Raw genomic sequence first — 24,660 nt, forward strand, 5'->3', positions numbered from 1 at the left:
ATGCAACGCTACTCAGGCTTCGGCCTCTTCAAGCACTCCCTCAGCCATCACGAAAACTGGCAGAAGATGTGGCGCACGCCGACCCCGAAAAAGGTCTACGACGTGGTCATCGTCGGCGGCGGCGGGCATGGTCTGGCGACCGCCTACTACCTGGCTAAAGAGCACGGCATCACCAATGTGGCCGTGGTCGAAAAAGGTTGGCTGGGCGGCGGCAACACCGCGCGCAACACCACCATCGTGCGTTCCAACTACCTGTGGGACGAGTCGGCGCACCTGTACGAACACGCGATGAAACTCTGGGAAGGCCTTTCTCAAGACCTGAACTACAACGTGATGTTCTCCCAGCGTGGCGTGTACAACCTGTGCCACACCCTGCAGGACATCCGTGACTCCGAGCGCCGCGTCAGCGCCAACCGCCTCAACGGCGTGGACGGCGAACTGCTCAATGCCAAGCAAGTGGCCGACGAGATTCCGTACCTGGACTGCTCGAAGAACACCCGCTACCCGGTGCTCGGCGCCACTGTGCAACGGCGTGGCGGCGTGGCCCGTCACGATGCCGTGGCCTGGGGCTTTGCCCGCGCCGCTGACGCACTCGGCGTGGACTTGATCCAGCAGACCGAAGTGATCGGTTTCCGCAAGGAAAACGGCGTGTGCATCGGCGTGGAAACCAACAAGGGCTTTATCGGCGCCAAGCGCGTCGGTGTGGTGACGGCCGGTAACTCCGGGCACATGGCCTCGCTGGCCGGTTTCCGCCTGCCGATCGAATCCCATCCACTGCAAGCCCTGGTATCGGAGCCGATCAAGCCGATTATCGACAGCGTGATCATGTCCAACGCCGTGCACGGTTACATCAGCCAGTCCGACAAGGGCGACCTGGTGATCGGCGCCGGTATCGACGGCTACAACGGCTACGGCCAGCGCGGCTCGTACCCGGTGATCGAACACACCATCCAGGCCATCGTCGAGATGTTCCCGGTGCTGTCGCGGGTGCGCATGAACCGCCAGTGGGGCGGCATCGTCGACACCACGCCGGACGCGTGCCCGATCATCTCCAAGACCCCGGTACCGAACATGTTCTTCAACTGCGGGTGGGGCACCGGTGGCTTCAAGGCCACGCCGGGCTCAGGCAACGTGTTTGCCGCGAGCCTGGCCAAGGGTGAAATGCACCCGCTGGCCGCACCTTTCTCCATCGACCGTTTCCACAACGGTGCGCTGATCGACGAACACGGCGCTGCGGCCGTCGCCCACTAACAGGAGAACCACCTCATGTTGCATATCTTCTGTCCTCACTGTGGCGAACTGCGCTCCGAAGAGGAATTCCACGCGTCCGGCCAAGCGCACATCCCGCGCCCGCTGGACCCGAATGCCTGCACCGACGCCGAGTGGGGCGACTACATGTTCTTTCGCGACAACCCCCGTGGCCTGCACCACGAACTGTGGATTCACGCCGCCGGTTGCCGCCAGTATTTCAACGCCACCCGCGACACTGTGACCTACGAAATTCTTGAAACCTACAAGATCGGTGAGAAGCCTCAGTTCACCGCCAAGGCCTCTGGAGAGAAGGTATGAGCCAGATCAATCGCCTGTCCAACGGTGGCCGGATCGACCGCAATAAAGTCCTGACCTTCACGTTCAACGGCCAGAGCTACAAAGGCTTTGAAGGTGACACCCTGGCCGCTGCCCTGCTGGCCAACGGCGTCGACATCATCGGCCGCAGCTTCAAATACTCGCGCCCGCGCGGCATCTTTGCCGCCGGCGCCGAAGAGCCGAACGCGGTGCTGCAGATCGGCGCCACCGAAGCCACCCAGATTCCCAACGTGCGCGCCACGCAACAGGCGCTGTACCAGGGTTTGGTCGCCACCAGCACCAACGGCTGGCCGAGCGTCAACAACGACATGATGGGCATTCTTGGCAAGGTCGGCGGCAAGCTGATGCCGCCGGGCTTTTACTACAAAACCTTCATGTACCCGCAATCGTTCTGGATGACCTACGAGAAGTACATCCGCAAGGCAGCCGGTCTTGGCCGCTCGCCGACCGAGAACGACCCGGACACCTACGACAACTTCAACCGTCACTGCGACGTACTGGTGGTCGGCGCAGGCCCTGCCGGTCTCGCCGCAGCACTGGCGGCTGCGCGCAGCGGTGCGCGGGTGATCATCGCCGATGAGCAGGAAGAGTTCGGGGGTTCGCTGCTCGATTCCCGCGAAAGCCTGGACGGCAAGCCTGCCACCGAATGGGTTGCCAGCGTCATCGCTGAACTCAAGGCCCTGCCGGACGTGGTGCTGCTGCCCCGCGCCACCGTCAACGGCTACCACGACCATAACTTCCTGACCATTCACGAGCGCCTCACCGACCACCTTGGCGACCGCGCGCCGATTGGCGTGGTGCGCCAGCGTATCCACCGTGTGCGTGCCAAGCGTGTGGTGCTGGCGACCGGTGCGTGCGAGCGCCCGCTGGTGTACGGCAACAACGACGTGCCGGGCAACATGCTGGCCGGTGCGGTCTCTACCTACGTGCGTCGCTACGGCGTGGCACCGGGCAAGAAACTGGTGCTGTCGACCAACAACGATCACGCCTACCGCGTTGCACTGGACTGGCTCGACGCGGGTCTGCAAGTGGTTGCGGTGGCTGATGTGCGCCACAACCCACGCGGTGCCCTGGTTGAAGAGGCTCGCGCCAAGGGCATTCGTATCCTCACCGGCAGCGCCGTGGTCGAAGCCCGTGGCACCAAGCGCGTGAGCGCTGCGCGAGTGGCTGCGATCGATGTTAAAGCCCATAAAGTCACCAGCCCCGGCGAGTGGCTGGACTGCGACCTCGTTGCCAGCTCCGGCGGCTACAGCCCGGTGGTGCACCTGGCTTCGCACCTGGGCGGCAAGCCGACCTGGCGTGAAGATATCCTCGGTTTTGTGCCGGGCGAAGCGCCGCAAAAACGCGTGTGCGTCGGCGGTATCAATGGCGTCTACGGCCTCGGTGATTCCCTGGCCGACGGCTTTGAAGGCGGCGTGCGCGCGGCCAGCGAAGCCGGTTTCGCCCCGGTTGAAGGCGTGCTGCCTAAAGCCTTGAGCCGCCTTGAAGAACCGACCCTGGCGCTGTTCCAGGTGCCCCACGAAAAAGCCACTGCTCGGGCGCCGAAGCAATTCGTCGACCTGCAGAACGACGTCACCGCCGCCGCCATCGAACTGGCGACCCGCGAAGGTTTCGAGTCGGTCGAGCACGTCAAGCGCTACACCGCATTGGGCTTCGGCACCGACCAGGGCAAGCTGGGTAACGTCAACGGTTTGGCCATCGCCGCCCGTTCGCTGAACGTGACCATCCCGCAGATGGGCACCACCATGTTCCGCCCCAACTACACGCCGGTGACTTTCGGTGCGATAGCGGGCCGTCACTGTGGGCACATTTTCGAACCGGTACGCTACACCGCGCTGCAAGCCTGGCACGTGAAGAACGGCGCCGAATTCGAGGACGTCGGCCAGTGGAAACGCCCGTGGTATTTCCCACGCAACGGTGAAGACCTGCACGCCGCCGTGAAGCGCGAATGCCTGGCCGTGCGCGACAGCGTCGGCCTGCTGGATGCGTCCACCCTCGGCAAAATCGATATCCAGGGCCCGGACGCCCGCGAGTTCCTCAACCGCATCTACAGCAACGCCTGGACCAAGCTGGACGTGGGCAAGGCGCGCTACGGCCTGATGTGCAAGGAAGACGGCATGGTCTTCGATGACGGCGTGACTGCCTGTCTGGCCGACAACCACTTCCTGATGACCACCACCACCGGCGGCGCCGCCCGCGTACTGCAGTGGCTGGAAATCTACCAGCAGACCGAATGGCCGGACCTCAAGGTGTATTTCACCTCGGTCACCGACCATTGGGCGACCATGACCCTGTCCGGCCCCAACAGCCGCAAGCTGCTGGCGGAAGTGACTGATATCGACCTGGACAAGGACGGCTTCCCGTTCATGACCTGGAAGGAAGGCCTGGTCGGCGGCGTTCCGGCGCGGGTGTTCCGTATCTCGTTTACCGGCGAGCTGTCGTATGAAGTCAACGTGCAGGCCGACTACGCCATGGGCGTGCTGGAAAAGATCGTCGAGGCCGGCAAAAAGTACAACCTGACCCCGTACGGCACCGAAACCATGCACGTCCTGCGTGCCGAGAAGGGCTTCATCATCGTCGGCCAGGATACCGACGGCTCGATGACCCCGGACGACCTGAACATGGGCTGGTGCGTGGGCCGTACCAAACCGTTCTCGTGGATCGGCTGGCGTGGGATGAACCGTGAAGATTGCGTGCGCGAAGAGCGCAAGCAACTGGTGGGCTTGAAGCCGATCGATCCGAATGTGTGGCTGCCGGAAGGCGCGCAGTTGGTGTTCGATCCGAAGCAGACGATTCCGATGAAAATGGTCGGCCACGTGACTTCAAGCTATGCGCACAACTCCCTGGGTTATTCGTTCGCCATGGGCGTGGTGAAAGGTGGTTTGAAGCGCATCGGCGAGCGGGTGTTCTCGCCGCAAGCGGATGGCAGTGTGATCGAGGCTGAGATTGTGTCCTCGGTGTTCTTTGACCCCAAGGGTGATCGGCAGAACATTTGAGTCGCCTGCATCGGGGGCAAGCCCCCTCCCACATGTTGAAATGCATTCCTCTGTGGGAGGGGGCTTGCCCCCGATGAGGCCATCAGCCTCACAACAGAATTCAGAACAGGTGCTTTATGACAGCAGCCAATGTTTACCAACAACGCCCCACCACCGGCGCCAAGGCCGAGTCGTCGCTGCACCATGCCGACCTCGCCAGCCTGGTCGGCAAGGGCCGCAAGAACGCCGGCGTGACCGTGCGTGAAAAGAAACTCCTCGGCCACCTCACCATTCGTGGCGATGGCCACGATGCAGCGTTCGCCGCCGGGGTGCACAAGGCCCTTGGCATCGAGCTGCCCGGTGCCCTGAGCGTGATCTTCAAGGGTGAGACGAGCCTGCAGTGGCTCGGCCCGGACGAATGGCTGCTCATTGTCCCGAGCGGCGAAGAGTTCGCCGCCGAACAAAACCTGCGCGCGGCCCTGGCTGATTTGCATATCCAGATCGTCAACGTCAGCGGCGGCCAGCAGATTCTTGAGCTGAGCGGCCCGAACGTGCGCGACGTGCTGATGAAGTCCACCAGCTACGACGTGCATCCCAACAACTTCCCGGTGGGCAAGGCAGTGGGCACGGTGTTCGCCAAGTCGCAACTGGTGATCCGGCATACCGCTGAAGACACCTGGGAACTGCTGATTCGTCGCAGTTTCTCGGATTACTGGTGGCTGTGGCTGCAGGATGCCTCGGCCGAGTTCGGTCTGAGCGTTCAAGCCTGACATGGCGCTCGCGCTGTCTCACCCCTTCACTGTAGGAGCGAGCTTGCTCGCGAAAAACTCAAAGACGCCGCGTTCATTCAGCATGCACGCATCATCGTTGGCGTTCTTCGCGAGCAAGCTCGCTCCTACAGTAGATAGCGTTGTTTGAGGAGTTACCCGCTATGAGCCGCGCACCCGACACATGGATTTTGACCGCCGACTGCCCCAGCGTGCTCGGCACGGTGGACGCGGTCACCCGCTACCTGTTCGAGCAGGGCTGCTATGTCACCGAGCACCATTCGTTCGATGACCGCCTCTCGGGCCGTTTTTTTATTCGGGTGGAATTCCGTCAGCCTGATGGCTTTGACGAGCAGGGTTTTCGCGATGGCCTGGCCACGCGCGGTGAAGCGTTTGGCATGATCTTCGAGCTGACGGCGCCGAACTACCGGCCAAAAGTGGTGATCATGGTCTCCAAGGCCGATCACTGCCTCAACGACTTGTTGTACCGCCAGCGCATTGGTCAGCTGTCGATGGACGTGGTCGCGGTGGTGTCCAACCACCCCGATCTGAAACCTTTGGCCGACTGGCATCAAATTCCCTACTACCATTTCCCCCTCGACCCCAACGACAAACCGTCCCAGGAGCGTCAAGTGTGGCAAGTGGTGGAAGACACCGGCGCCGAACTGGTGATCCTTGCGCGCTACATGCAAGTGCTGTCGCCGGAGCTGTGCCGCAAGCTGGACGGCAAGGCCATCAACATTCATCACTCGTTGCTGCCGGGGTTCAAGGGCGCCAAGCCGTATCACCAGGCGTACAACAAGGGCGTGAAACTGGTCGGCGCCACGGCGCATTACATCAACAACGATCTGGATGAAGGGCCGATCATCGCCCAGGGTGTGGAAGTGGTGGACCACAGCCACTATCCCGAGGATCTGATTGCCAAGGGGCGGGATATCGAAGGGCTCACGTTGGCGCGGGCGGTGGGGTATCACATCGAAAGGCGTGTGTTTTTGAATGCCAACAGGACGGTGGTGCTCTGACTGGCGCCAATCGGGAGCAAGTCGAATCGTCGCACCGCCCCTCCCACATTTGAAATGCATTCCCCTGTGGGAGGGGGCTTGCCCCCGATGAGGCTCTCACCCACAACACAAGAAACAGCATCTGTACCCAAGCACTTAACGCGCTGCCCACTCAACGGGCAACGCAGTTCCATAAAAACAACAGCGAGGTGAAAGCATGTCTGGTAATCGTGGTGTCGTGTATCTCGGCAACGGCAAGGTCGAAGTACAGAAAATCGACTATCCCAAAATGCAGGACCCGCGCGGCAGGAAGATCGAGCATGGCGTCATCCTGCGCGTGGTTTCCACCAACATCTGCGGCTCCGACCAACACATGGTGCGCGGCCGCACCACTGCCCAGACCGGCCTGGTGCTGGGGCATGAAATCACTGGCGAAGTGATCGAGAAGGGCAGCGACGTCGAGAACCTGAAGATCGGCGACCTGGTCTCCGTCCCCTTCAACGTGGCCTGCGGTCGCTGCCGCTCCTGCAAGGAAATGCACACCGGCGTGTGCTTGAGTGTCAATCCGGCGCGCCCGGGCGGTGCCTACGGCTATGTCGACATGGGCGACTGGACGGGCGGCCAGGCCGAATATGCGCTGGTGCCTTACGCCGACTTCAACCTGTTGAAACTGCCGGACCGCGACAAGGCCATGGAGAAAATCCGTGACCTGACTTGCCTCTCCGACATCCTGCCCACCGGTTACCATGGCGCCGTCACTGCCGGCGTCGGCCCGGGCAGCACGGTCTACATCGCCGGTGCCGGCCCGGTCGGCCTGGCCGCTGCGGCGTCAGCACGTCTATTGGGCGCTGCAGTGGTGATTATCGGCGACGTCAACCCGATCCGCCTGGCCCACGCCAAGGCCCAGGGTTTCGAGATCGCCGACCTGTCTACCGACACGCCATTGCACGAACAGATTGCCGCGTTGCTCGGCGAGCCTGAAGTGGACTGCGCCGTCGATGCCGTCGGCTTTGAAGCACGCGGCCACGGCCACGACGGCGTCAAGGCCGAAGCCCCGGCCACCGTGCTCAACTCGCTGATGGGCGTGGTGCGCGTGGCCGGCAAGATCGGTATCCCCGGCCTCTACGTCACTGAAGATCCGGGTGCCGTCGATGCCGCTGCAAAAATGGGCAGCTTGAGCATTCGCTTTGGTTTGGGCTGGGCCAAATCCCACAGCTTCCACACCGGGCAGACGCCGGTGATGAAGTACAACCGCCAACTGATGCAGGCGATCATGTGGGACCGTATCAACATTGCCGAGATCGTCGGCGTGCAGGTCATCAGCCTGGATGACGCGCCACGCGGTTATGGCGAGTTCGATGCGGGCGTGCCGAAGAAGTTTGTGATTGATCCGCATAAGCTGTTCAGTGCGGCGTAAAGCGTTCGGCAATTAAAAAGGGCGACCCATGGGGTCGCCCTTTTCATTGTGGGAGGGGGCTTGCTCCCGATGGCAGTGTGTCAGTCAATCGATGTACGACTGATCCACCGCTATCGGGGGCAAGCCCCCTCCCACATGGGTGTTGTGGTGTTTGGGGATCAGCGTGAGGCCAGTGCGCCCTGGTAGACGGTCGGGCCTGTGGGTTGTTTGCTGATGGAACCACCCTTGGTCTCCGAACTGACCATCAACTCCACCGGCTTGCTGATGGTTTCCTGCTGACGCGGGTTCAGGCCGATGATGCCCTTGCCGTCCTCCGGCAACAGGCCCAGGGACACAGGCGTGCCATCTTTGGGAATTGCCCACAGCTCCAGGCTCTGGTCCGGCGCAGGTGCCGTGGCGGCAATCGGCTGCACTTCCAGGTAATCCTTGTGGGCCATGATTTGTGCGGCCGGCTGCTGGGTGGTGGTCACCAGGGTCGCCGCGGACTTGACGCTGTCCTGGGTGTAGAGCGCGCCACCAATACCGGCAACAACCACCGCGCAGGCGCCAATGAACAGGCGAGGGCGGCTCCAGAATGCAGGCTTGTGCTCAATCGCTTCGGGGTGGATCGCAGTCATAAGTCTCTTCCTGACAAATTTTGTAGTCAGTTCATGGACCCGCTTATCCCCAATGGGTTCCGGAACATCCGTCGGTATACCCAGTCCAAAGCGTGCTTTGCACCTATCTCCTGAGGTTGTCTTGATGAAGATTTCACGCGGTTTTGCCCTTTCCTGCCTGTTGAGCGTGGCCGCCGGCCCGGTCTTCGCCGCAGGTTTCAGCCTTGGCGATGCAGCCAACGCCATTTCCGGCATGCAGGGTGGCAACAACAAAGCTGCCGCCGCCGCGCCGACATCGGAAACGGCCGACCTGCTGACGGCCCTGACCTCGCAACTCAATATCACCCCCGAGCAAGCGGTCGGCGGCACCGGCGCCATGCTCGGCCTGGCCAAGAACAAACTGAGCGGCAACGACTTTTCGCAGCTGGGCAACAGCGTGCCAGGCCTCGATCAACTGTCGGGTAACAATGCATTGGGCAGCCTCGGCGCTTTGAGCGGGATGCTCGGCCAGAACGGCGGCAGCAAGACCAGTGGCCTGGACGGCCTGCTGGGTAACGTGAAAAACACCAATGACTTGAACACCGCATTCAGCGCCCTGGGCATGGACAGCGGCATGATCGGCCAGTTTGCCCCGGTGATCCTGCAATACCTGGGCGGTCAAGGTGCCAACAGCTCATTGCTGAGCAAGCTGGCCCAGGCCTGGGGCACCGGCAGCTAAGGCTGCTCGGCGCGCAATTGTTCGATGCGCGCATCCTTCTCCTTCCAGAGCTGGTTGACCCAGTTCTGGACGGTCTGGCGAAATGCCGGATCGTTCTCGTAATCCCCCTGCCACAACGCCGGGTCCAGGTCACGGGTGCGGATATCCACAATCACCTTCGGCACCGCGCCGCTGATCAAATCCCAGAACCCTGGAATCCTGGGTTGCGGGTAGACCACGGTCACGTCGAGGATGGCGTCCAGTTGCTCACCCATTGCCGCCAGCACAAACGCGACGCCGCCGGCCTTGGGCTTGAGCAGCCGGCTGAACGGTGAATCCTGCTGCGTGCGTTTGGCCTCGCTGAACCGCGTGCCCTCCAGGTAATTGACCACGGTCACCGGCTGGCGCTTGAACAGCTCGCAGGCCTCCCTGGTGATTTTCAGGTCCTGCCCGGCCAGCTCCGGGTGTTTGGCCAGGAATGCCTTGGTGTAGCGCTTCATGAACGGATAATCCAGTGCCCACCAGGCCAGGCCGAGGAAGGGCACCCAGATCAGCTCTTTTTTCAGGAAGAATTTGAAGAACGGCGTACGCCGGTTCAGCGCCTGGATCAATGCCGGAATATCCACCCAGGACTGGTGGTTGCTGATGACCAGGTAAGAGGTATCACCCCGCAGGTTCTCACCGCCGCGAATATCCCATTGGGTTGGAATGCACACGGCGAAGATCAGCTTGTCGATCTCGGCCCAGGTCTCGGCGATCCACATCACTGCTCGGGACGCATAGTCACGCGAGCGGCCCGGCGCCACCAGCTTGAGCAGGGCGAACACCATCAAGGGGCCGATCAGGATCAGCGTGTTGAGCAACAGCAGCAGTGTGACCAGACAGCCGGTGAGCAGGCGGCGCATAAATAACTCTTGGAATCTTGTGGGCTTGCCATCATAAGCAAGGTGAGTCTAGAGGCCAAATCGCAAATGGCCGGACGAATGTTTCACAATGTGCCGGTTATGCTCGGTCATCCAACTAAGTGCTGTGTGTGCGGTCTAGAATTCGCCCACTTCTTTCGAGGAAATCATGCCGTGAAATTGCTCCTTGCCGCGTTTGCCCTAGCTATTCCCGTTCTGGCTGCTGCGCCTGCCATGGCCGCCGAACCGACTCTCTACGGTCGTTACGAATACATCCAGTTGCCGGAAATCGGCCAGACCTTCAAGGCCAAGATGGACACCGGCGCGCTGACCGCCTCGCTGTCGGCCCGTGACATCGAGACCTTCACCCGTGATGGCGACGATTGGGTGCGCTTCCGCCTCGGCGGCAGCGATGCGGGTAACAAGGTCTACGAACACAAGGTGTCACGCATCAGCAAGATCAAGAGCCGCGCCGACGAAGATGACGACAAGGACGAAGCCAGCGTGGCCAAGCGCCCGGTGATCGACCTGGAAATGTGCCTGGGCGACGTCAAGCGTACCGTGGAGGTCAACCTTACCGACCGCAGCAGCTTCAACTATCCGCTGCTGATCGGCGCCAAGGCCCTGCGTGAATTCGGTGCGGCGGTGAACCCGGCGCGTCGCTACACCGCCGACAAACCGGACTGCTGACGGACCCACATGGGTGATATCAGGCAGGCGGTTGGGTCTGCTGCATCGAAGGCCGCTGGCTGACCTCGGCGTACCAGGCGGCCAGCTTGGGGTTATCCGCGCGCCAGTGCAGGTCCGGGTGGCGAAAGTCGAGGTAGCCCAGGGCGCAGGCCACGCTGATGGCGGCGATGTCGAAGTGGCTGGCCAGTTCGGCGATGGCGTCCTGTTCCAGCTCGGCCAGTGCACGCCGCATCTTGTTGCGCTGCTCGTCCAGCCACGGCTCCCAGTGCTTCTCCACCGGGCGCATGGCGGTTTCGTAGCGCACCAGCACGGCGGCGTCCATGATCCCGTCGGCCATCGATGCCAGGGTCAGGCGGCGCCAGCGGGCCGAGCCGTCGCGGGGGATCAGCGGGTTGCCGACGTGCTGGTGGTCGAAGTAATCGAGGATCACCCGGCTGTCATGCAGCACCGAACCGTCGGCCAGGCGCAGGGCCGGGATCTTGCCGACCGGGTTATCCTGTAGCAGCTGCGCATCCGGGCTGATCGGGGTTGGCATGCAGGCGTGCAGCGCGACGCGGTCCTGCTGGCCGGTTTCAACCAGCAGCACGCGTACCTTGCGCACGAACGGTGAAGCGGGGTTGTGGAACAAGGTCATGCTGGGCGCGGACATGGATATTCCCTGTGTAGGAGCGAGCTTGCTCGCGAAAGACGTCAACGATAACGCAGCGCATCAGGTTTGACGCGGCGCTCTCAAGTTTTTCGCGAGCAAGCTCGCTCCTACCGTAGCTTGTAAACCGCAATTGCCGCCGGAATGCCCAACCCCACCCAACTCAAAGAATCCCACCACCCATCCCCCAGCAACGCCGCAAACAACCCGGCGGCGCTGAGCAGGCCAATCCCCAGCGGGATGCCAAACACCTTCCAGAAATTCGACTGCCGCGGCTTCATGCCTTGCCCGCCTTGCGTCGCACGATCCATAAGTAAATGCCGCTGACCAGCACCACGATGGTCAGCACATCCAGCAGCGCCCAGAGGATTTTCATCGGCATGCCGCCGTAGTCCCCGAAGTGCAGCGGCTGGGACATGCCCATGGCGTCCATGTACCACGGCCGTTGGGCGATGGCGGTGACGGCCAGGGTGCTGGCGTCGATCAATACCGGTGTGAGCAGATGGGAGGTGAGGTGGGTACTGCCTTTCATGAACACGGCGTAGTGATGCTCGCTGGAGAAGCGCGTACCGGGGAAGGCGATAAAGTCCGGTTGCATGCCGGGCGCAGCCTTGGCGGCGATGCTCAGCAAATCGCTGGCCGGCGCGCGTTGGGTCAGCGGCGGGGCGTCTTTATAGGGTTCGATCAGGGCGCTGAGACTGTCTTGGCGCCAGGCGGCGATGATCAGGTCGGCACAGGCGCTGATCACACCGGTCACACCCACCACCAGCGCCCAGGTCAGGGTGACCACGCCGATCAGGTTGTGCAGGTCGAGCCAGCGCAGGCGGGTGGATTTGTCCTGGCGCACGGTGGCGAACTTCAAGCGGCGCATGAACGGCAGGTACAGCACGGTCCCTGATACAAGCGCCAGCACGAACAGCAAGCCCATGAACGCGAGCAACAGCTTGCCGGGCAGCCCGGCGAACATGTCCACATGCAGGCGCAACAGGAACAGGGTGAGCCCGCCATTGGCTGACGGCATCTCCACCGTTTCGCCGGTGCGCGCATCGAGCATGAAGGTATGCGACGCATTCGGCTCGGTACCGGCCGTGGCGGCCATGATCGCGATGACGCCGTTCTTGTCATCCTCGTCCCAGGCCAGGTACTGCATGGCCTCGCCGGGGCGATGGGCCTGCGCTTTGGCCACCAGCTGCTCCAGGTTGAGCTGCGGCGTATCGGCGGGCATCTGCTTGAGCTCGGGTTCGTTGCCCAGCAGGTGATCGATCTCGTGATGGAACACCAGCGGCAGGCCGGTGAGGGCGAGCAGCAGCAAGAATACGGTGCAGATCAGGCTGGTCCAGGTGTGGATGAAGGACCAGCGGCGGATGGTTTTGCTTTTCATCACGGCTCCAAAGGCAAAAGGGCCGCGGTTCAGGCGGCCCTCTATCAGCGGTTGTTCACCGTCTTAGAATTTGTAGTTCACGCTGGCAACCACATTACGTTGATCTCCGTAGTAGCAGTAGAAGCCGTCGCAGGTAGACAAGTAGTCCTTGTTGAAGATGTTTTTCGCGTCAACGGCTACGGTCACACCTTTCATGGTGCTGTTCAAACGGCCAAGGTCGTAGTGCACTGAGGCGTCGTATACGGTGTAGGAGCCTACATGGCCCAGTTCGGTGTTGGCGGCATTGCCATAAGTGTCGCCGACGTAGCGCACGCCTGCGCCGACACCGAAGCCATCCAGCATTCCGCTGCGCCAGGTGTAATCTGCCCACCCGGTAGCCTGGTTGCGAGGCAGTTGGTTCAGCCGATTACCCTTTTCAGCGGCTGCACCCTCGGTAATTTCACTGTCGTTGTACGTATAGGAGCCCACCAGCTTGAGGCTTTCGGTGACGTCAGCGCTGGCTTCCAACTCCAGACCTCGGACCCGTACCTCACCCACCTGACGAGTGATACTGCCTTCTGTGACGGAGGTGTTTTGTTGTGTCAGGTCGAACACCGCTGCGGTGAACAGGGCTTGGGTGCCGGGCGGCTGATACTTGAGCCCGGCTTCGTACTGCTTGCCTTCGGTGGGTTTGAACGCCCCGGTGCTGCCCACTTGGGTGCCCGACCCTGCCTGGAATGATTCGGCGTACGACAGGTACGGCGTAATGCCGTTTTCGAAGACGTAGCTCAGTGCTGCGTTGCCGCTGAAGTGCTTGTCACGCTGAGTATTGGTAGCGTCGTTCAGATTATGGAACGTTGTGCCAGTGTGTACCCAGTCCTCGCGCCCACCCAGGGTCAGCCGCCAGTTGTCCAGCGCCATTTGGTCCTGGACGTAGAGGCCGGTCTGTTGCGTTTTCTGGGTGTAGTCGTACATGGTGAAGTACTGGACCTTGGAAAAGTCCTGCCCATATACCGGGCGGTTGAAGTTGATGGTGGGTACACCGCCCGAGCCCCACAGCCAGCGTGCGTCACTGTCCGAGCGCTGGTGGTCGAGCCCCAGCAATAGCGTATGACTGATCGAGCCGGTCTTGAAGTCGGCCTGGAAATTGTTATCTACAGCAAATTGTCCGACATTCTCATCGACCTTGCCGGCGGAGCGACTCACATTACCGTCAGCGTCGACCGCGACTTCAGGTCCATTCGGGAAGAACGCGCCACCGGCGGTTATGCCTTGGAACGACAAGTCATTCTTGGTGTAGCGCAGGTTCTGGTGAAACTGCCACGTATCGTTCAAGCGTGTTTCGAAGGCATAGCCAAGTGCGTAGTAGGTGCGATCATAAAATTCCCATTCAGGATCACCCAGGTTCTTGTGGTGGGAGATTTTTCCGGCAGGCGAGCTTAGTTTGGTGCCCTGCAGTGGCAGGAACTGTCCAGTGATTCCGGTATCGTCGCGCGTGAACTGGGTGAGCAACGTCAGCTTGGTATCGTCGTTGATGTTCCAAGTGAGGCTGGGGGCAACGTTGTAGCGCTTGTCGGGGATATGGTCCACCGCAGTATTGCTGTCGCGCACGACGCCGCTGACGCGGTAGAGGAATTGGCCTTCGTCGTCGATTTTGCCCGTGCTATCGAAGTTGATCTGCTTGTGGTTATTGCTGCCGGCCTGCACCTCAATTTCGTTCGAGGCTTCGGCTTGGGGACGTCGGCTGACCATATCCAGCAACCCCCCCGGCGGTGTTTGCCCGTAGACAGACGATGCCGGGCCGCGCAGGACGGCAATTCGCTCAAGGTTCCAAGTGTCGATTTTTGGCGTGGCATAGTTGCCTTTCGGCAGGGGTAGGCCATCGAGGAATTGAGTGGGGACGAATCCTCTTACCAGCAACCAATCGCTGCGGGAATCCGAGCCATAGCCGCTGCTTTGCACGCCTGCGGTGTAGCGCAATGCGTCGTTAAGGTTGAGAACGGAGCGGTCATCCATTTGCTGGCGAGTAATAACCGTGACCGAGCGGGGCAATTCTGCGATGGCTGTGTCGGTTTTGGTTCCCGCCGCAGTGCGAGTGGCGACATAGCCCTCCACCGGCCCCCAGGCGCTCTCGTAATTGCCTTGGCCAATAATGCTGGTCTGCGGCAATGCCACCACGCCGTCCGCAATCGCCACCAGGGTAAAGGTCCCGGCGCTGCTCTGCTCCAGCTGCAGCCCGGTTCCGCGCAAGGCTTCGCGCAATGCGCCCTGGGCATCGAATTGGCCCTTGACCGGTGCCGAGGTCTTGCCGGCGGCGAGCGTCGGGTTGAGGGTGAGCGCGAGACCGGCCTGGCTGGCAATCTGGTTCAGGGTGGCTGCCAGTGGCGCAGCCGGCAGGTTGTAGGCGCGCACGCTGGCGGACTGTTCGGCGGCGATCAGCGTGGGGCTGATCAGCGGGGCACCGAGGGCAATGGCCACGGCTAACAGGCTGGGGCGCAACAGAGTGTCTAGCGTGCGGGACATGGGTGGCTCCTGAATGGAAATATTTCTCAATTGCCTAGGTGCCGGACGAGAATCGGAAAGTGATAGGGCGGGGTGAAAATATTTTTTGGGTAGGGCCTGAGGGCGCTATCGGGGGCAAGTCGAATCGTCGCACCGCCCCTCCCACAATGGACCGCGTTCACAAATTAAAGTGTGGGAGGGGGCTTGCCCCCGATGGCGATCTTCAGATGCCGCAGAACCTAAGGCCTACCCTTGACGGTCACCCACCACGGCGTGTGCTGCTCGATCCGCACCGGCAGGGTCGGCAACAGCGCATTGAGCGCCAGGGTGGTGTCGTGCAGCGGGAAGCTGCCGGTGATGCGCAGGTCGGCCACGCTGTCATCCACAGCCAGATAACCGCTGCGATAACGGCCGAGTTCGGCCACCACATCGCCCAGGCGGGCGTTGTCGACCACCAGCATGCCGCGGGTCCAGGCGTCGCTGGCCGGTGGGACGGCAAGCAGCGCGCCAAGGCCGTCGCTGCGCATCAGCACTTGCTGGCCGGCCTTGAAAATCCGTTCCTGAGGCAGTGCTTCAGGCTGGGCGGCCACCGCCGATTGCAGCACGCTCAGGCGCGTGGCGTGGTCTTCGCGTCTCACGATGAACCGCGTACCCAGCGCCCGCAGGTTGCCGTCGCGGGTCTGTACAGAGAATGGACGCGCATCGTCATGGCCGGTCTCGACCAGGATTTCGCCCTCCTGCAACACAATCACGCGGCGTTTATCGTCGAAGCGCACGTCGATGGCCGTGTGGGTATTGAGACTGATCCGGGTGCCGTCAGCCAGCTCAAGGGTGCGCTGCTCACCGGTGGCGGTGCGTTGATCGGCCAGCCAATAGTGGATGGGCACATAGCGCTCACCGGCAAACAATGCCAGCCCGCACACCAGCACAATGCTCGCCAGGCCACGGCCCAGTTTGCGCATGCGCTGGCGCGCACTGTCGTGGGAGTGCAACAGCGCGGCCCGCGCGGGGCCGGACGCTGCGCTGAAACGCTGGTCGAGCATGCCCAGCTGGCGCCAGGCGCGGGCGTGTTCTTCGTCGCTGGCCAGCCACTTGGCGAACTCTTCCTGTTCCACCACGCCGCCGTCGCCGGAATCAAGGGACAGCTGCCAGGCAATCGCGGCGTCCAGCACGCGCGCCGACACCGGCTTGCCACTGATCAGGCTCATGATGGCTCGCCATACAACGCGATGTAGCACTGGCGAATGCCCTGGGCCAGGTACTGGCGCACGCGCGGCACCGACACACCCAGGCGCTGGGCGATGTCTGCATGGCCCAGGCCGTCGAGGCGGTTATAGAGGAAGGCGGCGCGGGCTTTGCTCGACAGTTTGCCGAGCAGGCGGTCGATGGCCTTGAGGTCTTCGAGGATCAGTTGCTGTGCCTCGGGCGATGGGTGTTCGCTTTCCGGGATCAGCATCAATTCGGTGAGGTAGGCCTGTTCCAGGGCGGCGCGACGGAAGTAGTCGAACAGCAGACCCTTGGCAATCGCTACCAGGAAGGCGCGTGGCTCGCGGGGTTCGCGCAGGCCGTCACGGCCGAGCAGGCGCATGAAGGTGTCCTGGCTCAGGTCTTCGGCGCGGCTCGGGCAGGCCACGTTGCGCCGCAGCCAGGCCAACAGCCAGCCACGATGGTCGCGATACAACGCGCCAACAAGCTCACTGTGTGGGGTCTGGGCCGACGACAAGGCATCACCGAATAAAGTTTAAACTAACGAGAATTATTCGCGATTGTCTCAGAGGCGTGTGGTGGGCGCAATTGGCGTCTGTCGGGCAATGCCACTAAAACGATGGCGCCTGTTTACGCCGTCGCCATTGGCTCAAGCGCTCCTGCAGCGCCTGGGGCGTGTCGATGTGTTGCCGGCGTGCACGGCTGAACAGGATCAGCATCAGCTCCGCCGTGGCCAGTGCATCGGCGCTGGCGTGATGGCGCTCGCCCACCTGCAAGTTGAAATGGTTGATCCACTCATCCAGACCGGCCTCACGGATGTTCGCCTCGGGGCACAGCAGCGGGGCGATATCGGCCACATCGAGAAAGGGATGCACCAGGCGATAACCCAGGCTCTCCTTGAGCGCCCGGCCCAGCATGTGTTGATCGAACGGCGCATGGAAGGCCAGCAGCGGGCTGTCGCCCACGAACGCCATGAAATCGAGCAGCGCATCCACCGGGTCGCTGCCGGCCGCGATGGCGCTGGGCCCCAGGCCATGGATCAACACGCTGGGGCTGAGTTTGCTGGCGGTGCGTTGCAGGGTGCGTTCGAACATCTGCGAGAAATCCACCGCGCCGTCCTCGATCACCACAGCGCCGATGGACAGCACCTGGTCACGGTTGAGGTGCAGGCCGCTGGTTTCCAGGTCGACCACCACCCAGCGCTGGCTGCGCAAGGGCTCATTGCCCAGTGCGGCGGGAGCGGGCAGTTGGCCCAGGCGTAGCTGCTGCGCCGCATCGAGCCGCGGTTTTTTCGCGCGCAACCAGTTGAACAGGCTCACAGCTGATACCGCAAGGTCAGGCTGCTTTGCAGGCGCTGGGCCTGACGCAGGGATTCGCGCAGGATGCGCCGGTCCAGGTGATTGAGGCTGTCGGGATCGACGCGGTTGGAATACGGCAGGTTTTCCCGGGTCTGCATCTGATGCTGCTGCATGCGGGTTTGTTGAATGAAGTGGTAAGCCTCTTCATATGCCGCGCCGTCCAGCCGCTCGATCACCTGCCGGGCGACCAACTGGCGCAGCCGCTCCAACGTATTGTTGGCGTGGATGCCATGGGCCAGGGCCAACACACGCGCAGCGTCCACGAACGGCGTGAGGCCCTGTACCTTGAGATCCAGGGTGGCCTTTTCCCCGCTTTTGCGCGTCAGCACAAACTCGCGAAAGCGCCCTACGGGTGGGCGTTGGCGCAAGGCATTCTCGGCCAGCATGCGCTGGAACAGCCGGTTGTCCGCCACCTGATCCAGAATGCCCTGGCGCAGTTGCTCGCAACCCTGCTCATCGCCCCACACCACGCGCAGGTCGAAATAGATGCTCGAACCCAGCAGGTTTTCCGGCGTGGCTTCGCGAATGAACGCGGCAAACCGGCGGGCCCATTCGGCCCGTGACAGGCACAACTGCGGGTTGCCGGCCATGATATTGCCCTTGCACAGGCTGAAGCCGCACAGCGCCAGGCTCTGGTTGATCTGCTGCGCCAGGGGCAGCAGGCGCTCGCGAATCTCGGCGGCTTCCACGGCGTCTCGGGCCTCGAACAGGATGCCGTTGTCCTGGTCGGTGTACAGCGTCTGTTCACGGCGGCCTTCGCTGCCAAAGCACAGCCAGCTGAAGGGCACGCCGGGGTCGCCTTTTTCCGCCAGGGTCAGCTCGATGACCCGGCACACGGTGTGATCGTTAAGCAAGGTAATGATGTGGGTGATCTGCGTAGACGACGCACCGTGGGCCAGCATGCGTTCGACCAACTGGCCGATCTCGCCGCGGATCGCCACCAGTTGTTCCACACGGGATGCGTTGCGGATGGTCCGCGCCAGATGCACCAGGTCGACGCGCTGCAGGGAAAACAGGTCGCGCTCCGAGACCACGCCGCACAGGCGCTGGTCCTGCACCAGGCATACGTGGGCGATATGCCGCTCGGTCATGGCGATCGCCGCGTCGAACGCGCTGTGGTCCGGGCTCAGGAAGAACGGCGCCTGGGTCATATGACCGGCGATGCCTTGACTGAAATCACCGGTGCCGTCGGCCACTACCTGGCGCAGGTCACGCAGGGTGAAGATGCCCAGCGGCGCCTTGTGTTCATCGACAATCACAATGCTGCCGACCTGCTGCTCGTGCATCAGCCGCACCGCTTCTCGCAGCGAGGTGTCCGGGCTGCAGGTGACCGGGTGGCGCATGGCCAGCTCACCCAGGCGAGTGTTCAACGAGTATTGGGTGCCGAGGGTCTCCACGGCTTTTTGCTGCACCTGCTGGTTGACCTGGTCGAGCAGGCTGCTGACGCCGCGCAAGGCGAAGTCACGAAACGGGCTGGAAAGGGCGAACAGCTTGATGAACGCCATCTTGTTCAGTTGCAGGCAAAAGGTGTCTTCGCAGGCTTTGTGCTCGGTGCGGGTGGCGCGTTCACCGAGCAGGGCGGCGAGGGGGAAACACTCGCCGGTGGTGATTTCGAACGTGGGGTCTGTTGAGTCCGGCCGCTCGCCGACCACGCGGCCCTGCTTGACGATATAAAAATGCTCGACCGGCCCGCCCGACGGTTTGAGGATGCTGTCGCCGGGGCCATAGAAACGCAGTTGGCACTGTTCCACCAGAAACGCCAGGTGCGCATTTTCCATCTGGTTGAACGGCGGGAAGCGCTGCAGGAATTGCAGGGTGCCGTGGATGTTCTGCAACACGGCGGTTTTACCCGCCTGTGTGAAAGCATCAGCTTTACTCATAACAGTGACCGCAGTTTTTTTGTCGTTATCGTGCTGCATGGTCGACTTCTGCACGGCGGGTGCCCATTGGACGTAAGTCTAGGTCGGGGACCCCTGCGCAAAACTAGGGAAAAGCCTTACATGACTATCGTCCAAAACCCGTAGAACGCCCACTAGGCAAACTTTCCGACGAAGTGCACATTGTTCGCCCTTCCGCAGATGTCTGACGAGTGCTGGGAGATTGATAAGAATTGCTGAGAACCGTATGTCCGACCACGATATTTTGAGTGATGCCGAGCGCGAGGCGCTGAGCGCCGTGATGCTGGAGCCTGATTTACCGCCACAACGCGTGTTGATCGTGGACGACGACAAGGATGCGCGTGAACTGTTGGCGGAAATCCTCGGGCTGGACGGTATTCGCTGCATGACGGCTGACAACGGGGAGAGCGCGTGGGCGTTGTTGAAGTCGCACAGTTCCATTGGATTGCTGATCACCGATTTGCGCATGGCGCCGAGCGACGGTTTGGAGTTGATCCGCCAGGTGCGCGAATCGCCCCGTGCGGCGTTGCCGATCATCATCATATCCGGGGACGCCGAAGCGCCGGATGTGATTGATGCGATGCATTTGAGCGTGGTGGACTTTCTGCTCAAGCCGATTGATAGCGAGAAGTTGGCGAAGTTGGTGAAGCGGGAGTTGGGGATGGAATCTTGATTTTTGTGGTGAGTGTGATGGCCTCATCGGGGGCAAGTCGAATCGTCGCACCGCCCCTCCCACACTTGAGCTTCGCCGCGGTCAACATGTGGGAGGGGGCTTGCCCACGATAGCGCCAGTCCAGCCACCACAGCCCGCAAATAAAAAGCCCCGATCTCACGATCAGGGCTTTTTTCATTTACAGGCCATTTTTAGCCTTGAACTCCCGACGCCGGCGGTGCAGCACCGGCTCGGTGTAACCGTTAGGCTGTTTGGTCCCTTCAATCACCAGCTCCACCGCCGCCTGGAACGCGATGTTGCTGTCGAAATCCGGCGCCAGCGGGCGGTACAGCGCGCCCCCGGCATTCTGGCGGTCCACCACCGGCGCCATGCGCTTGAGGCTTTCCATGACCTGGGCTTCGGTGACGATGCCGTGGCGCAACCAGTTGGCGATGTGCTGGCTGGAGATGCGCAGGGTGGCGCGGTCTTCCATCAGGCCCACATCGTTGATGTCCGGCACTTTCGAACAACCGACGCCCTGGTCGATCCAGCGCACCACATAGCCAAGAATGCCCTGGGCATTGTTGTCCAGTTCGTTGCGGATCTCTTCTTCGGACCACTCGGTATTTTGCGCCAGGGGAATCGTCAGGATGTCATCCACCGAGGCGCGTTCACGCTTGGCCAACTCGGCCTGGCGGGCGAACACATCGACCTTGTGGTAGTGCAATGCATGCAGTACAGCCGCCGTTGGCGACGGTACCCAGGCCGTGTTGGCGCCGGCCAGTGGGTGGGCGATTTTCTGTTCGAGCATCGCGGCCATCAGGTCGGGCATTGCCCACATGCCTTTACCGATCTGGGCACGCCCTTGCAGGCCGGTGCTCAAGCCGATATCGACGTTCCAGTTTTCGTAGGCGCCGATCCACTTCTCGGCTTTCATGGCGGCCTTGCGCACCATGGCGCCGGCTTCCATGGAGGTGTGGATTTCGTCGCCGGTGCGGTCGAGGAAGCCGGTGTTGATAAACACCACACGTTCGCTGGCCGCCTGGATGCAGGCCTTGAGGTTGACCGTGGTGCGGCGCTCCTCGTCCATGATCCCGACTTTCAATGTGTTACGCGGCAGGTTCAGCACGTCTTCGATACGGCCGAACAGCTCGTTGGTGAACGCCGCTTCTTCGGGGCCATGCATCTTCGGTTTGACGATGTACACCGAGCCGGTGCGGCTGTTCTTGCGCGAGCTGTTGCCGTTGAGGCTGTGAATCGCCGCCAGGCTGGTGAGCAGGCCGTCGAGGATGCCTTCCGGCACTTCGTTGCCGTCTTTATCGAGGATTGCGTCGATGGTCATCAAGTGGCCAACGTTGCGCACGAACAACAGCGAGCGGCCGTGCAGGGTGACGTCGTTGCCATCCACGCCGGTGTAGACACGATCAGGGTTCATGGTGCGGGTGAAGGTCTTGCCGCCCTTGGCCACTTCTTCGGCGAGGTCGCCCTTCATCAGGCCGAGCCAGTTGCGGTAGATCACCACTTTGTCGTCGGCATCCACGGCGGCGACGGAGTCTTCGCAGTCCATGATGGTGGTCAGCGCAGCTTCCACCAGCACGTCTTTGACGCCGGCGGCGTCGGTCTGGCCGACCGGGGTGCCGGCGTCGATCTGAAGCTCGAAGTGCAGGCCGTTGTGCTTGAACAGGATCGCAATCGGCTCGGCCGCCGGGCCCTGGAACCCGATCAGCTGCGCGTCGTCACGCAGGCCGCTGTTACTGCCGCCCTTGAGGCTGACGATCAGCTTGCCGTCGACGATCTTGTAGCCGGTGGAGTCGACGTGACTGCCGGCGCTGAGCGGCGCGGCTTCGTCGAGAAAGGCGCGGGCGAAGGCGATGACCTTGTCGCCGCGCACTTTGTTGTAGCCCTTGCCCTTCTGCGCGCCGTCGGCTTCGCTGATGGCATCGGTGCCATACAGCGCGTCATACAGCGAACCCCAACGTGCATTGGAGGCATTGAGGGCGAAGCGGGCGTTCATCACCGGCACCACCAACTGGGGGCCGGCCATGCGTGCGATTTCGTCGTCGACGTTTTGGGTCGAGGCCTGGAAGTCTGCGGCTTCTGGCAGCAGGTATCCGATGTCTTGCAGGAAGGCTTTGTAGGCCACCGGGTCGTGGGCCTGGCCGGCATGGGTTTGGTGCCAGGTATCGATGCGCGCCTGGAAATCGTCGCGTTTGGCGAGCAGGGCTTTGTTCTTCGGCGCCAGGTCGTGAATGACCTTGTCGGCACCGGCCCAGAACTGGTCGGCAGTGATGCCGGTACCGGGAATGGCTTCGTTGTTCACGAAGTCGAACAGGACTTTGGCGACCTGCAGGCCACCGACTTGAACGTGTTCAGTCATTGCTTGCCTCACTCTGCGGAGCTTATGCGCTTTTTCAGATTTTCATTATGTAGTGCACGGTTGGGCATACTACATGATGACTTGCGGTTGTGAAAATTAGACTAAATACGTCGTTTAGCGACCCACTTTGGTCGGACGGTCACAGCGGAGAATCGGATGTTCTCAAAAAACTATTGGATTGTTCCAGATAAATCTAAAAATGGTACACGATTTGTTTTCAAGCTACCGCGCGTCCACCTTGTAGGAGCGAGCTTGCTCGCGAAAAACCTGAGAGTACCGCTGATGTCAGTTTTTTCGCGTTATCGTTGATGACCTTCGCGAGCAAGCTCGCTCCTACAGGAATCGCACCCGAGGTATTTCGCCATGGATCATCTTGTACTCACAATTATTGCCGCCGACAAACCCGGCCTGGTTGAACGCATCGCGCACACCATCGCCGCCCAGGGTGGCAACTGGCTGGAAAGCCGCATGGCCCATATGGCCGGGCAGTTTGCCGGGATTCTGCGCGTCAGCGTTCCTGCAGAGAATCGTCAGGAACTGGTGGGGGCGCTGGAGGATTTATCCACCCACGGCATTCGCGTGCTGGTGGGCGAGGGCAGTTCCGGCCAGGCATCGGTGTCCAAATCGATTGTGATGACCCTGGTGGGCAATGATCGCGCCGGCATCGTGCGGGAGATCACTGCGCTGTTGAGCAAGCAGGGTGTCAACCTGGAGCGCTTGAGCACCGACGTGCGCCCGGCCCCGATGAGCGGCGATCCGCTGTTCAACGCCGAGGCCTTGTTGCAGGTGCCGTCAAGCTTGTCCCTGGAGGCGTTGCAGACGTCCCTGGAAACCCTGGCAGACGATCTGATGGTGGAATTGCGCAACGATGAATGAGCACCCATGAGGTTATGCATGGAAATCTTGCATGGACCTGTGGATAACCTTTGGGTCAATGTCTGCAAGCCAGGCCGGCTAAGGCTTGCAGAGCTTTGAGCGTTTTTTGATCAGCGTTTGCGCACGCTCAGCCAGATATCCACGCTGTACACCACCAGGCCCGCCCAGATAAAGGCAAAGGCGGTCAGCGTGCTGGGCGCCAGGTGTTCGCCGAACAGCAGCACGGCTTCCAGCAGCACCAGGGTGGGCGCTACATACTGCAAAAAGCCCAGTGCGGTGTAAGGCAGATGCCGCGCGGCGGCGTTGAAACAGACCAGCGGGATCAGCGTCACCGGGCCTGCGGCCACCAGCCACCAGGCTTCGGAGGTGCTCCAGAATTCCAGCTGTGCGCTGTGGGCCGTCGGGTTGAACAGCAACCAGGCGATGGCAATCGGCACCAGCATCCAGGTTTCCACCACCAGCCCCGGCAGGGCTTTGACCGGCGCCTGTTTACGGATCAGCCCGTAGAAGCCAAAGGTCAGCGCCAGTACCAGCGATACCCACGGCAAACTGCCCACTTGCCACACCTGTTGCGCCACACCGACCGCCGCCAGAACCACGGCCACCCATTGCAGGCGGCGCAGGCGTTCGCCGAGCAGCAGCATCCCCAGCAGTACGTTGACCAGCGGGTTGATGTAGTAACCCAGGCTCGCTTCCAGCATGCGCCCGGTGTTGACCGACCACACATACGTCAGCCAGTTGGCCGCGATCAACGAACCGCTGAGGGCCAGGATCGCCAGGCGCCTGGGGTTGTCGCGCAGTTCGCGAAACCAGCCCGGGTGTTTCCACACCATCAGCAGCAAGCCACCGAACAGTGCCGACCACAGCACGCGATGCACGATGATCTCGGCGGCGGGGACACTGGCAATGGCTTTGAAATAGAGCGGGAACAGGCCCCAGGTGATATAGGCGCTCAGGCCCAGGATGTAACCCTTGCGGGGGTTGGCGGCGTGCATGCGGAATCCTTGCTCAGGCAGCTTACAAAGCGCGATTGTAAGGATATTTGTCAGGCAATGGGGACCTGCTTTCTGTAGGAGCGAGCTTGCTCGCGAAGATCGTCAACGATAACGCGGGAGGCCTGTTGCCCAATGGCGCTCTCGGGTTTTTCGCGAGC

At 61.8% G+C, this 24,660-nt stretch carries 22 protein-coding genes; 10 read left to right on the plus strand and 12 right to left on the minus strand.

Annotated features, from left to right (window positions below):
* The 6 genes from BFP89_RS10695 (at position 1) to fdhA (ending at position 7,747) form a co-directional block, all read left to right on the plus strand.
* Positions 1-1,251: a sarcosine oxidase subunit beta gene (locus BFP89_RS10695; RefSeq protein ID WP_010207084.1), complete on the plus strand. Its 1,251-nt coding sequence runs from the start codon at positions 1-3 to the stop codon at positions 1,249-1,251.
* Between the two features lie 15 nt (positions 1,252-1,266).
* Positions 1,267-1,569, plus strand: a complete 303-nt coding sequence (locus BFP89_RS10700; protein ID WP_065885450.1) for a sarcosine oxidase subunit delta — start codon at positions 1,267-1,269, stop codon at positions 1,567-1,569.
* The gene (locus tag BFP89_RS10705; RefSeq protein WP_065885451.1) at positions 1,566-4,583 is read left to right on the plus strand and encodes a sarcosine oxidase subunit alpha; all 3,018 of its coding nucleotides are present in this window, start codon (positions 1,566-1,568) and stop codon (positions 4,581-4,583) included. The genes BFP89_RS10700 and BFP89_RS10705 overlap by 4 nt, the downstream gene beginning before the upstream one ends.
* A 116-nt stretch (positions 4,584-4,699) precedes the next feature.
* The gene (locus BFP89_RS10710) at positions 4,700-5,332 is read left to right on the plus strand and encodes a sarcosine oxidase subunit gamma (protein ID WP_065885452.1); all 633 of its coding nucleotides are present in this window, start codon (positions 4,700-4,702) and stop codon (positions 5,330-5,332) included.
* 161 nt (positions 5,333-5,493) lie between these two features.
* Positions 5,494-6,351 carry a formyltetrahydrofolate deformylase gene (gene purU / locus BFP89_RS10715; RefSeq protein ID WP_016977808.1) on the plus strand — a complete coding sequence of 286 codons (858 nt, stop codon included), beginning with the start codon at positions 5,494-5,496 and terminating at the stop codon, positions 6,349-6,351.
* 196 nt (positions 6,352-6,547) lie between these two features.
* Entirely contained in the window at positions 6,548-7,747 is a 1,200-nt protein-coding gene (gene fdhA / locus BFP89_RS10720; RefSeq protein ID WP_065885453.1) for a formaldehyde dehydrogenase, glutathione-independent, read from the plus strand.
* A gap of 158 nt (positions 7,748-7,905) precedes the next feature.
* Here fdhA and BFP89_RS10725 read toward each other — a convergent pair whose 3' ends face one another.
* Complete coding sequence (locus BFP89_RS10725) at positions 7,906-8,364, minus strand: anti-sigma factor domain-containing protein (RefSeq protein WP_065885454.1); 459 nt, start codon at positions 8,362-8,364, stop codon at positions 7,906-7,908.
* A 124-nt stretch (positions 8,365-8,488) separates the two neighbouring features.
* Between BFP89_RS10725 and BFP89_RS10730 the strand changes: the two genes are divergently transcribed.
* Complete coding sequence (locus BFP89_RS10730) at positions 8,489-9,061, plus strand: DUF2780 domain-containing protein (RefSeq protein WP_065885455.1); 573 nt, start codon at positions 8,489-8,491, stop codon at positions 9,059-9,061.
* Here the strand turns inward: BFP89_RS10730 and BFP89_RS10735 are convergent.
* Positions 9,058-9,945, minus strand: coding sequence for an acyltransferase (locus BFP89_RS10735; protein ID WP_065885456.1), 888 nt, complete (start codon positions 9,943-9,945; stop codon positions 9,058-9,060). The genes BFP89_RS10730 and BFP89_RS10735 overlap by 4 nt on opposite strands.
* A 231-nt stretch (positions 9,946-10,176) precedes the next feature.
* Here BFP89_RS10735 and BFP89_RS10740 point away from each other — a divergent pair, with 231 nt between their 5' ends.
* Positions 10,177-10,632 carry a retropepsin-like aspartic peptidase RloA2 gene (locus BFP89_RS10740; protein WP_065885457.1) on the plus strand — a complete coding sequence of 152 codons (456 nt, stop codon included), beginning with the start codon at positions 10,177-10,179 and terminating at the stop codon, positions 10,630-10,632.
* Between the two features lie 19 nt (positions 10,633-10,651).
* Here BFP89_RS10740 and BFP89_RS10745 read toward each other — a convergent pair whose 3' ends face one another.
* The 8 genes from BFP89_RS10745 to BFP89_RS10775 all read right to left on the minus strand — a co-directional run bounded on the left by BFP89_RS10745 (position 10,652) and on the right by BFP89_RS10775 (position 19,584).
* Positions 10,652-11,281 (minus strand): glutathione S-transferase, encoded by a 630-nt coding sequence (locus BFP89_RS10745; protein WP_065885458.1) that lies wholly within the window; start codon positions 11,279-11,281, stop codon positions 10,652-10,654.
* A gap of 107 nt (positions 11,282-11,388) precedes the next feature.
* Positions 11,389-11,559: a hypothetical protein gene (locus BFP89_RS28920; RefSeq protein ID WP_165386097.1), complete on the minus strand. Its 171-nt coding sequence runs from the start codon at positions 11,557-11,559 to the stop codon at positions 11,389-11,391.
* On the minus strand, positions 11,556-12,659 hold the full coding sequence (locus BFP89_RS10750) for a PepSY-associated TM helix domain-containing protein (RefSeq protein WP_065885459.1): 1,104 nt from the start codon (positions 12,657-12,659) through the stop codon (positions 11,556-11,558). The genes BFP89_RS28920 and BFP89_RS10750 overlap by 4 nt, the downstream gene beginning before the upstream one ends.
* A gap of 63 nt (positions 12,660-12,722) precedes the next feature.
* Positions 12,723-15,161, minus strand: a complete 2,439-nt coding sequence (locus BFP89_RS10755) for a TonB-dependent siderophore receptor (protein WP_065885460.1) — start codon at positions 15,159-15,161, stop codon at positions 12,723-12,725.
* 218 nt (positions 15,162-15,379) lie between these two features.
* Positions 15,380-16,348, minus strand: coding sequence for a FecR domain-containing protein (locus BFP89_RS10760; protein WP_065885461.1), 969 nt, complete (start codon positions 16,346-16,348; stop codon positions 15,380-15,382).
* Positions 16,345-16,863, minus strand: a complete 519-nt coding sequence (locus BFP89_RS10765) for an RNA polymerase sigma factor (protein ID WP_057723624.1) — start codon at positions 16,861-16,863, stop codon at positions 16,345-16,347. Before BFP89_RS10765 ends, BFP89_RS10760 begins: the two co-directional genes overlap by 4 nt.
* A 94-nt stretch (positions 16,864-16,957) precedes the next feature.
* Positions 16,958-17,665, minus strand: coding sequence for a 3'-5' exonuclease (locus BFP89_RS10770; protein WP_065885462.1), 708 nt, complete (start codon positions 17,663-17,665; stop codon positions 16,958-16,960).
* On the minus strand, positions 17,662-19,584 hold the full coding sequence (locus tag BFP89_RS10775; RefSeq protein WP_176718409.1) for a putative nucleotidyltransferase substrate binding domain-containing protein: 1,923 nt from the start codon (positions 19,582-19,584) through the stop codon (positions 17,662-17,664). Before BFP89_RS10775 ends, BFP89_RS10770 begins: the two co-directional genes overlap by 4 nt.
* Before the next feature lie 244 nt (positions 19,585-19,828).
* Between BFP89_RS10775 and BFP89_RS10780 the strand changes: the two genes are divergently transcribed.
* Positions 19,829-20,275: a response regulator gene (locus tag BFP89_RS10780; RefSeq protein ID WP_065885464.1), complete on the plus strand. Its 447-nt coding sequence runs from the start codon at positions 19,829-19,831 to the stop codon at positions 20,273-20,275.
* Positions 20,276-20,453: 178 nt separating this feature from the next.
* Here BFP89_RS10780 and BFP89_RS10785 read toward each other — a convergent pair whose 3' ends face one another.
* Positions 20,454-22,631, minus strand: a complete 2,178-nt coding sequence (locus BFP89_RS10785; protein WP_065885465.1) for a malate synthase G — start codon at positions 22,629-22,631, stop codon at positions 20,454-20,456.
* Positions 22,632-22,994: 363 nt separating this feature from the next.
* On the opposite strand from BFP89_RS10785, the gene BFP89_RS10790 reads away from it, so the two are divergent.
* Positions 22,995-23,507 (plus strand): glycine cleavage system protein R, encoded by a 513-nt coding sequence (locus BFP89_RS10790; protein WP_065885466.1) that lies wholly within the window; start codon positions 22,995-22,997, stop codon positions 23,505-23,507.
* A gap of 110 nt (positions 23,508-23,617) precedes the next feature.
* On the opposite strand, the gene rarD is transcribed toward BFP89_RS10790, so the two are convergent.
* Positions 23,618-24,502 (minus strand): EamA family transporter RarD, encoded by an 885-nt coding sequence (rarD, locus tag BFP89_RS10795; RefSeq protein WP_065885467.1) that lies wholly within the window; start codon positions 24,500-24,502, stop codon positions 23,618-23,620.
* Between the last annotated feature and the right edge of the window lie 158 nt (positions 24,503-24,660).

This window comes from Pseudomonas sp. 31 R 17 (assembly GCF_900004915.1).
In the GTDB taxonomy this organism is placed as follows: domain Bacteria; phylum Pseudomonadota; class Gammaproteobacteria; order Pseudomonadales; family Pseudomonadaceae; genus Aquipseudomonas; species Aquipseudomonas orientalis_A.

Excerpts from the sequence above, each read along its gene's own strand:
- BFP89_RS10695 (WP_010207084.1), top strand. The coding sequence starts at position 1 with ATGCAACGCTACTCAGGCTTCGGCCTCTTCAAGCACTCCCTCAGCCAT.
- BFP89_RS10700 (WP_065885450.1), top strand. The coding sequence starts at position 1,267 with ATGTTGCATATCTTCTGTCCTCACTGTGGCGAACTGCGCTCCGAAGAG.
- BFP89_RS10705 (WP_065885451.1), top strand. The coding sequence starts at position 1,566 with ATGAGCCAGATCAATCGCCTGTCCAACGGTGGCCGGATCGACCGCAAT.
- BFP89_RS10710 (WP_065885452.1), top strand. The coding sequence starts at position 4,700 with ATGACAGCAGCCAATGTTTACCAACAACGCCCCACCACCGGCGCCAAG.
- purU (WP_016977808.1), top strand. The coding sequence starts at position 5,494 with ATGAGCCGCGCACCCGACACATGGATTTTGACCGCCGACTGCCCCAGC.
- fdhA (WP_065885453.1), top strand. The coding sequence starts at position 6,548 with ATGTCTGGTAATCGTGGTGTCGTGTATCTCGGCAACGGCAAGGTCGAA.
- BFP89_RS10725 (WP_065885454.1), bottom strand. The coding sequence starts at position 8,364 with ATGACTGCGATCCACCCCGAAGCGATTGAGCACAAGCCTGCATTCTGG.
- BFP89_RS10730 (WP_065885455.1), top strand. The coding sequence starts at position 8,489 with ATGAAGATTTCACGCGGTTTTGCCCTTTCCTGCCTGTTGAGCGTGGCC.
- BFP89_RS10735 (WP_065885456.1), bottom strand. The coding sequence starts at position 9,945 with ATGCGCCGCCTGCTCACCGGCTGTCTGGTCACACTGCTGCTGTTGCTC.
- BFP89_RS10740 (WP_065885457.1), top strand. The coding sequence starts at position 10,177 with ATGGCCGCCGAACCGACTCTCTACGGTCGTTACGAATACATCCAGTTG.
- BFP89_RS10745 (WP_065885458.1), bottom strand. The coding sequence starts at position 11,281 with ATGTCCGCGCCCAGCATGACCTTGTTCCACAACCCCGCTTCACCGTTC.
- BFP89_RS28920 (WP_165386097.1), bottom strand. The coding sequence starts at position 11,559 with ATGAAGCCGCGGCAGTCGAATTTCTGGAAGGTGTTTGGCATCCCGCTG.
- BFP89_RS10750 (WP_065885459.1), bottom strand. The coding sequence starts at position 12,659 with ATGAAAAGCAAAACCATCCGCCGCTGGTCCTTCATCCACACCTGGACC.
- BFP89_RS10755 (WP_065885460.1), bottom strand. The coding sequence starts at position 15,161 with ATGTCCCGCACGCTAGACACTCTGTTGCGCCCCAGCCTGTTAGCCGTG.
- BFP89_RS10760 (WP_065885461.1), bottom strand. The coding sequence starts at position 16,348 with ATGAGCCTGATCAGTGGCAAGCCGGTGTCGGCGCGCGTGCTGGACGCC.
- BFP89_RS10775 (WP_176718409.1), bottom strand. The coding sequence starts at position 19,584 with ATGAGTAAAGCTGATGCTTTCACACAGGCGGGTAAAACCGCCGTGTTG.
- BFP89_RS10780 (WP_065885464.1), top strand. The coding sequence starts at position 19,829 with ATGTCCGACCACGATATTTTGAGTGATGCCGAGCGCGAGGCGCTGAGC.
- BFP89_RS10785 (WP_065885465.1), bottom strand. The coding sequence starts at position 22,631 with ATGACTGAACACGTTCAAGTCGGTGGCCTGCAGGTCGCCAAAGTCCTG.
- BFP89_RS10790 (WP_065885466.1), top strand. The coding sequence starts at position 22,995 with ATGGATCATCTTGTACTCACAATTATTGCCGCCGACAAACCCGGCCTG.
- rarD (WP_065885467.1), bottom strand. The coding sequence starts at position 24,502 with ATGCACGCCGCCAACCCCCGCAAGGGTTACATCCTGGGCCTGAGCGCC.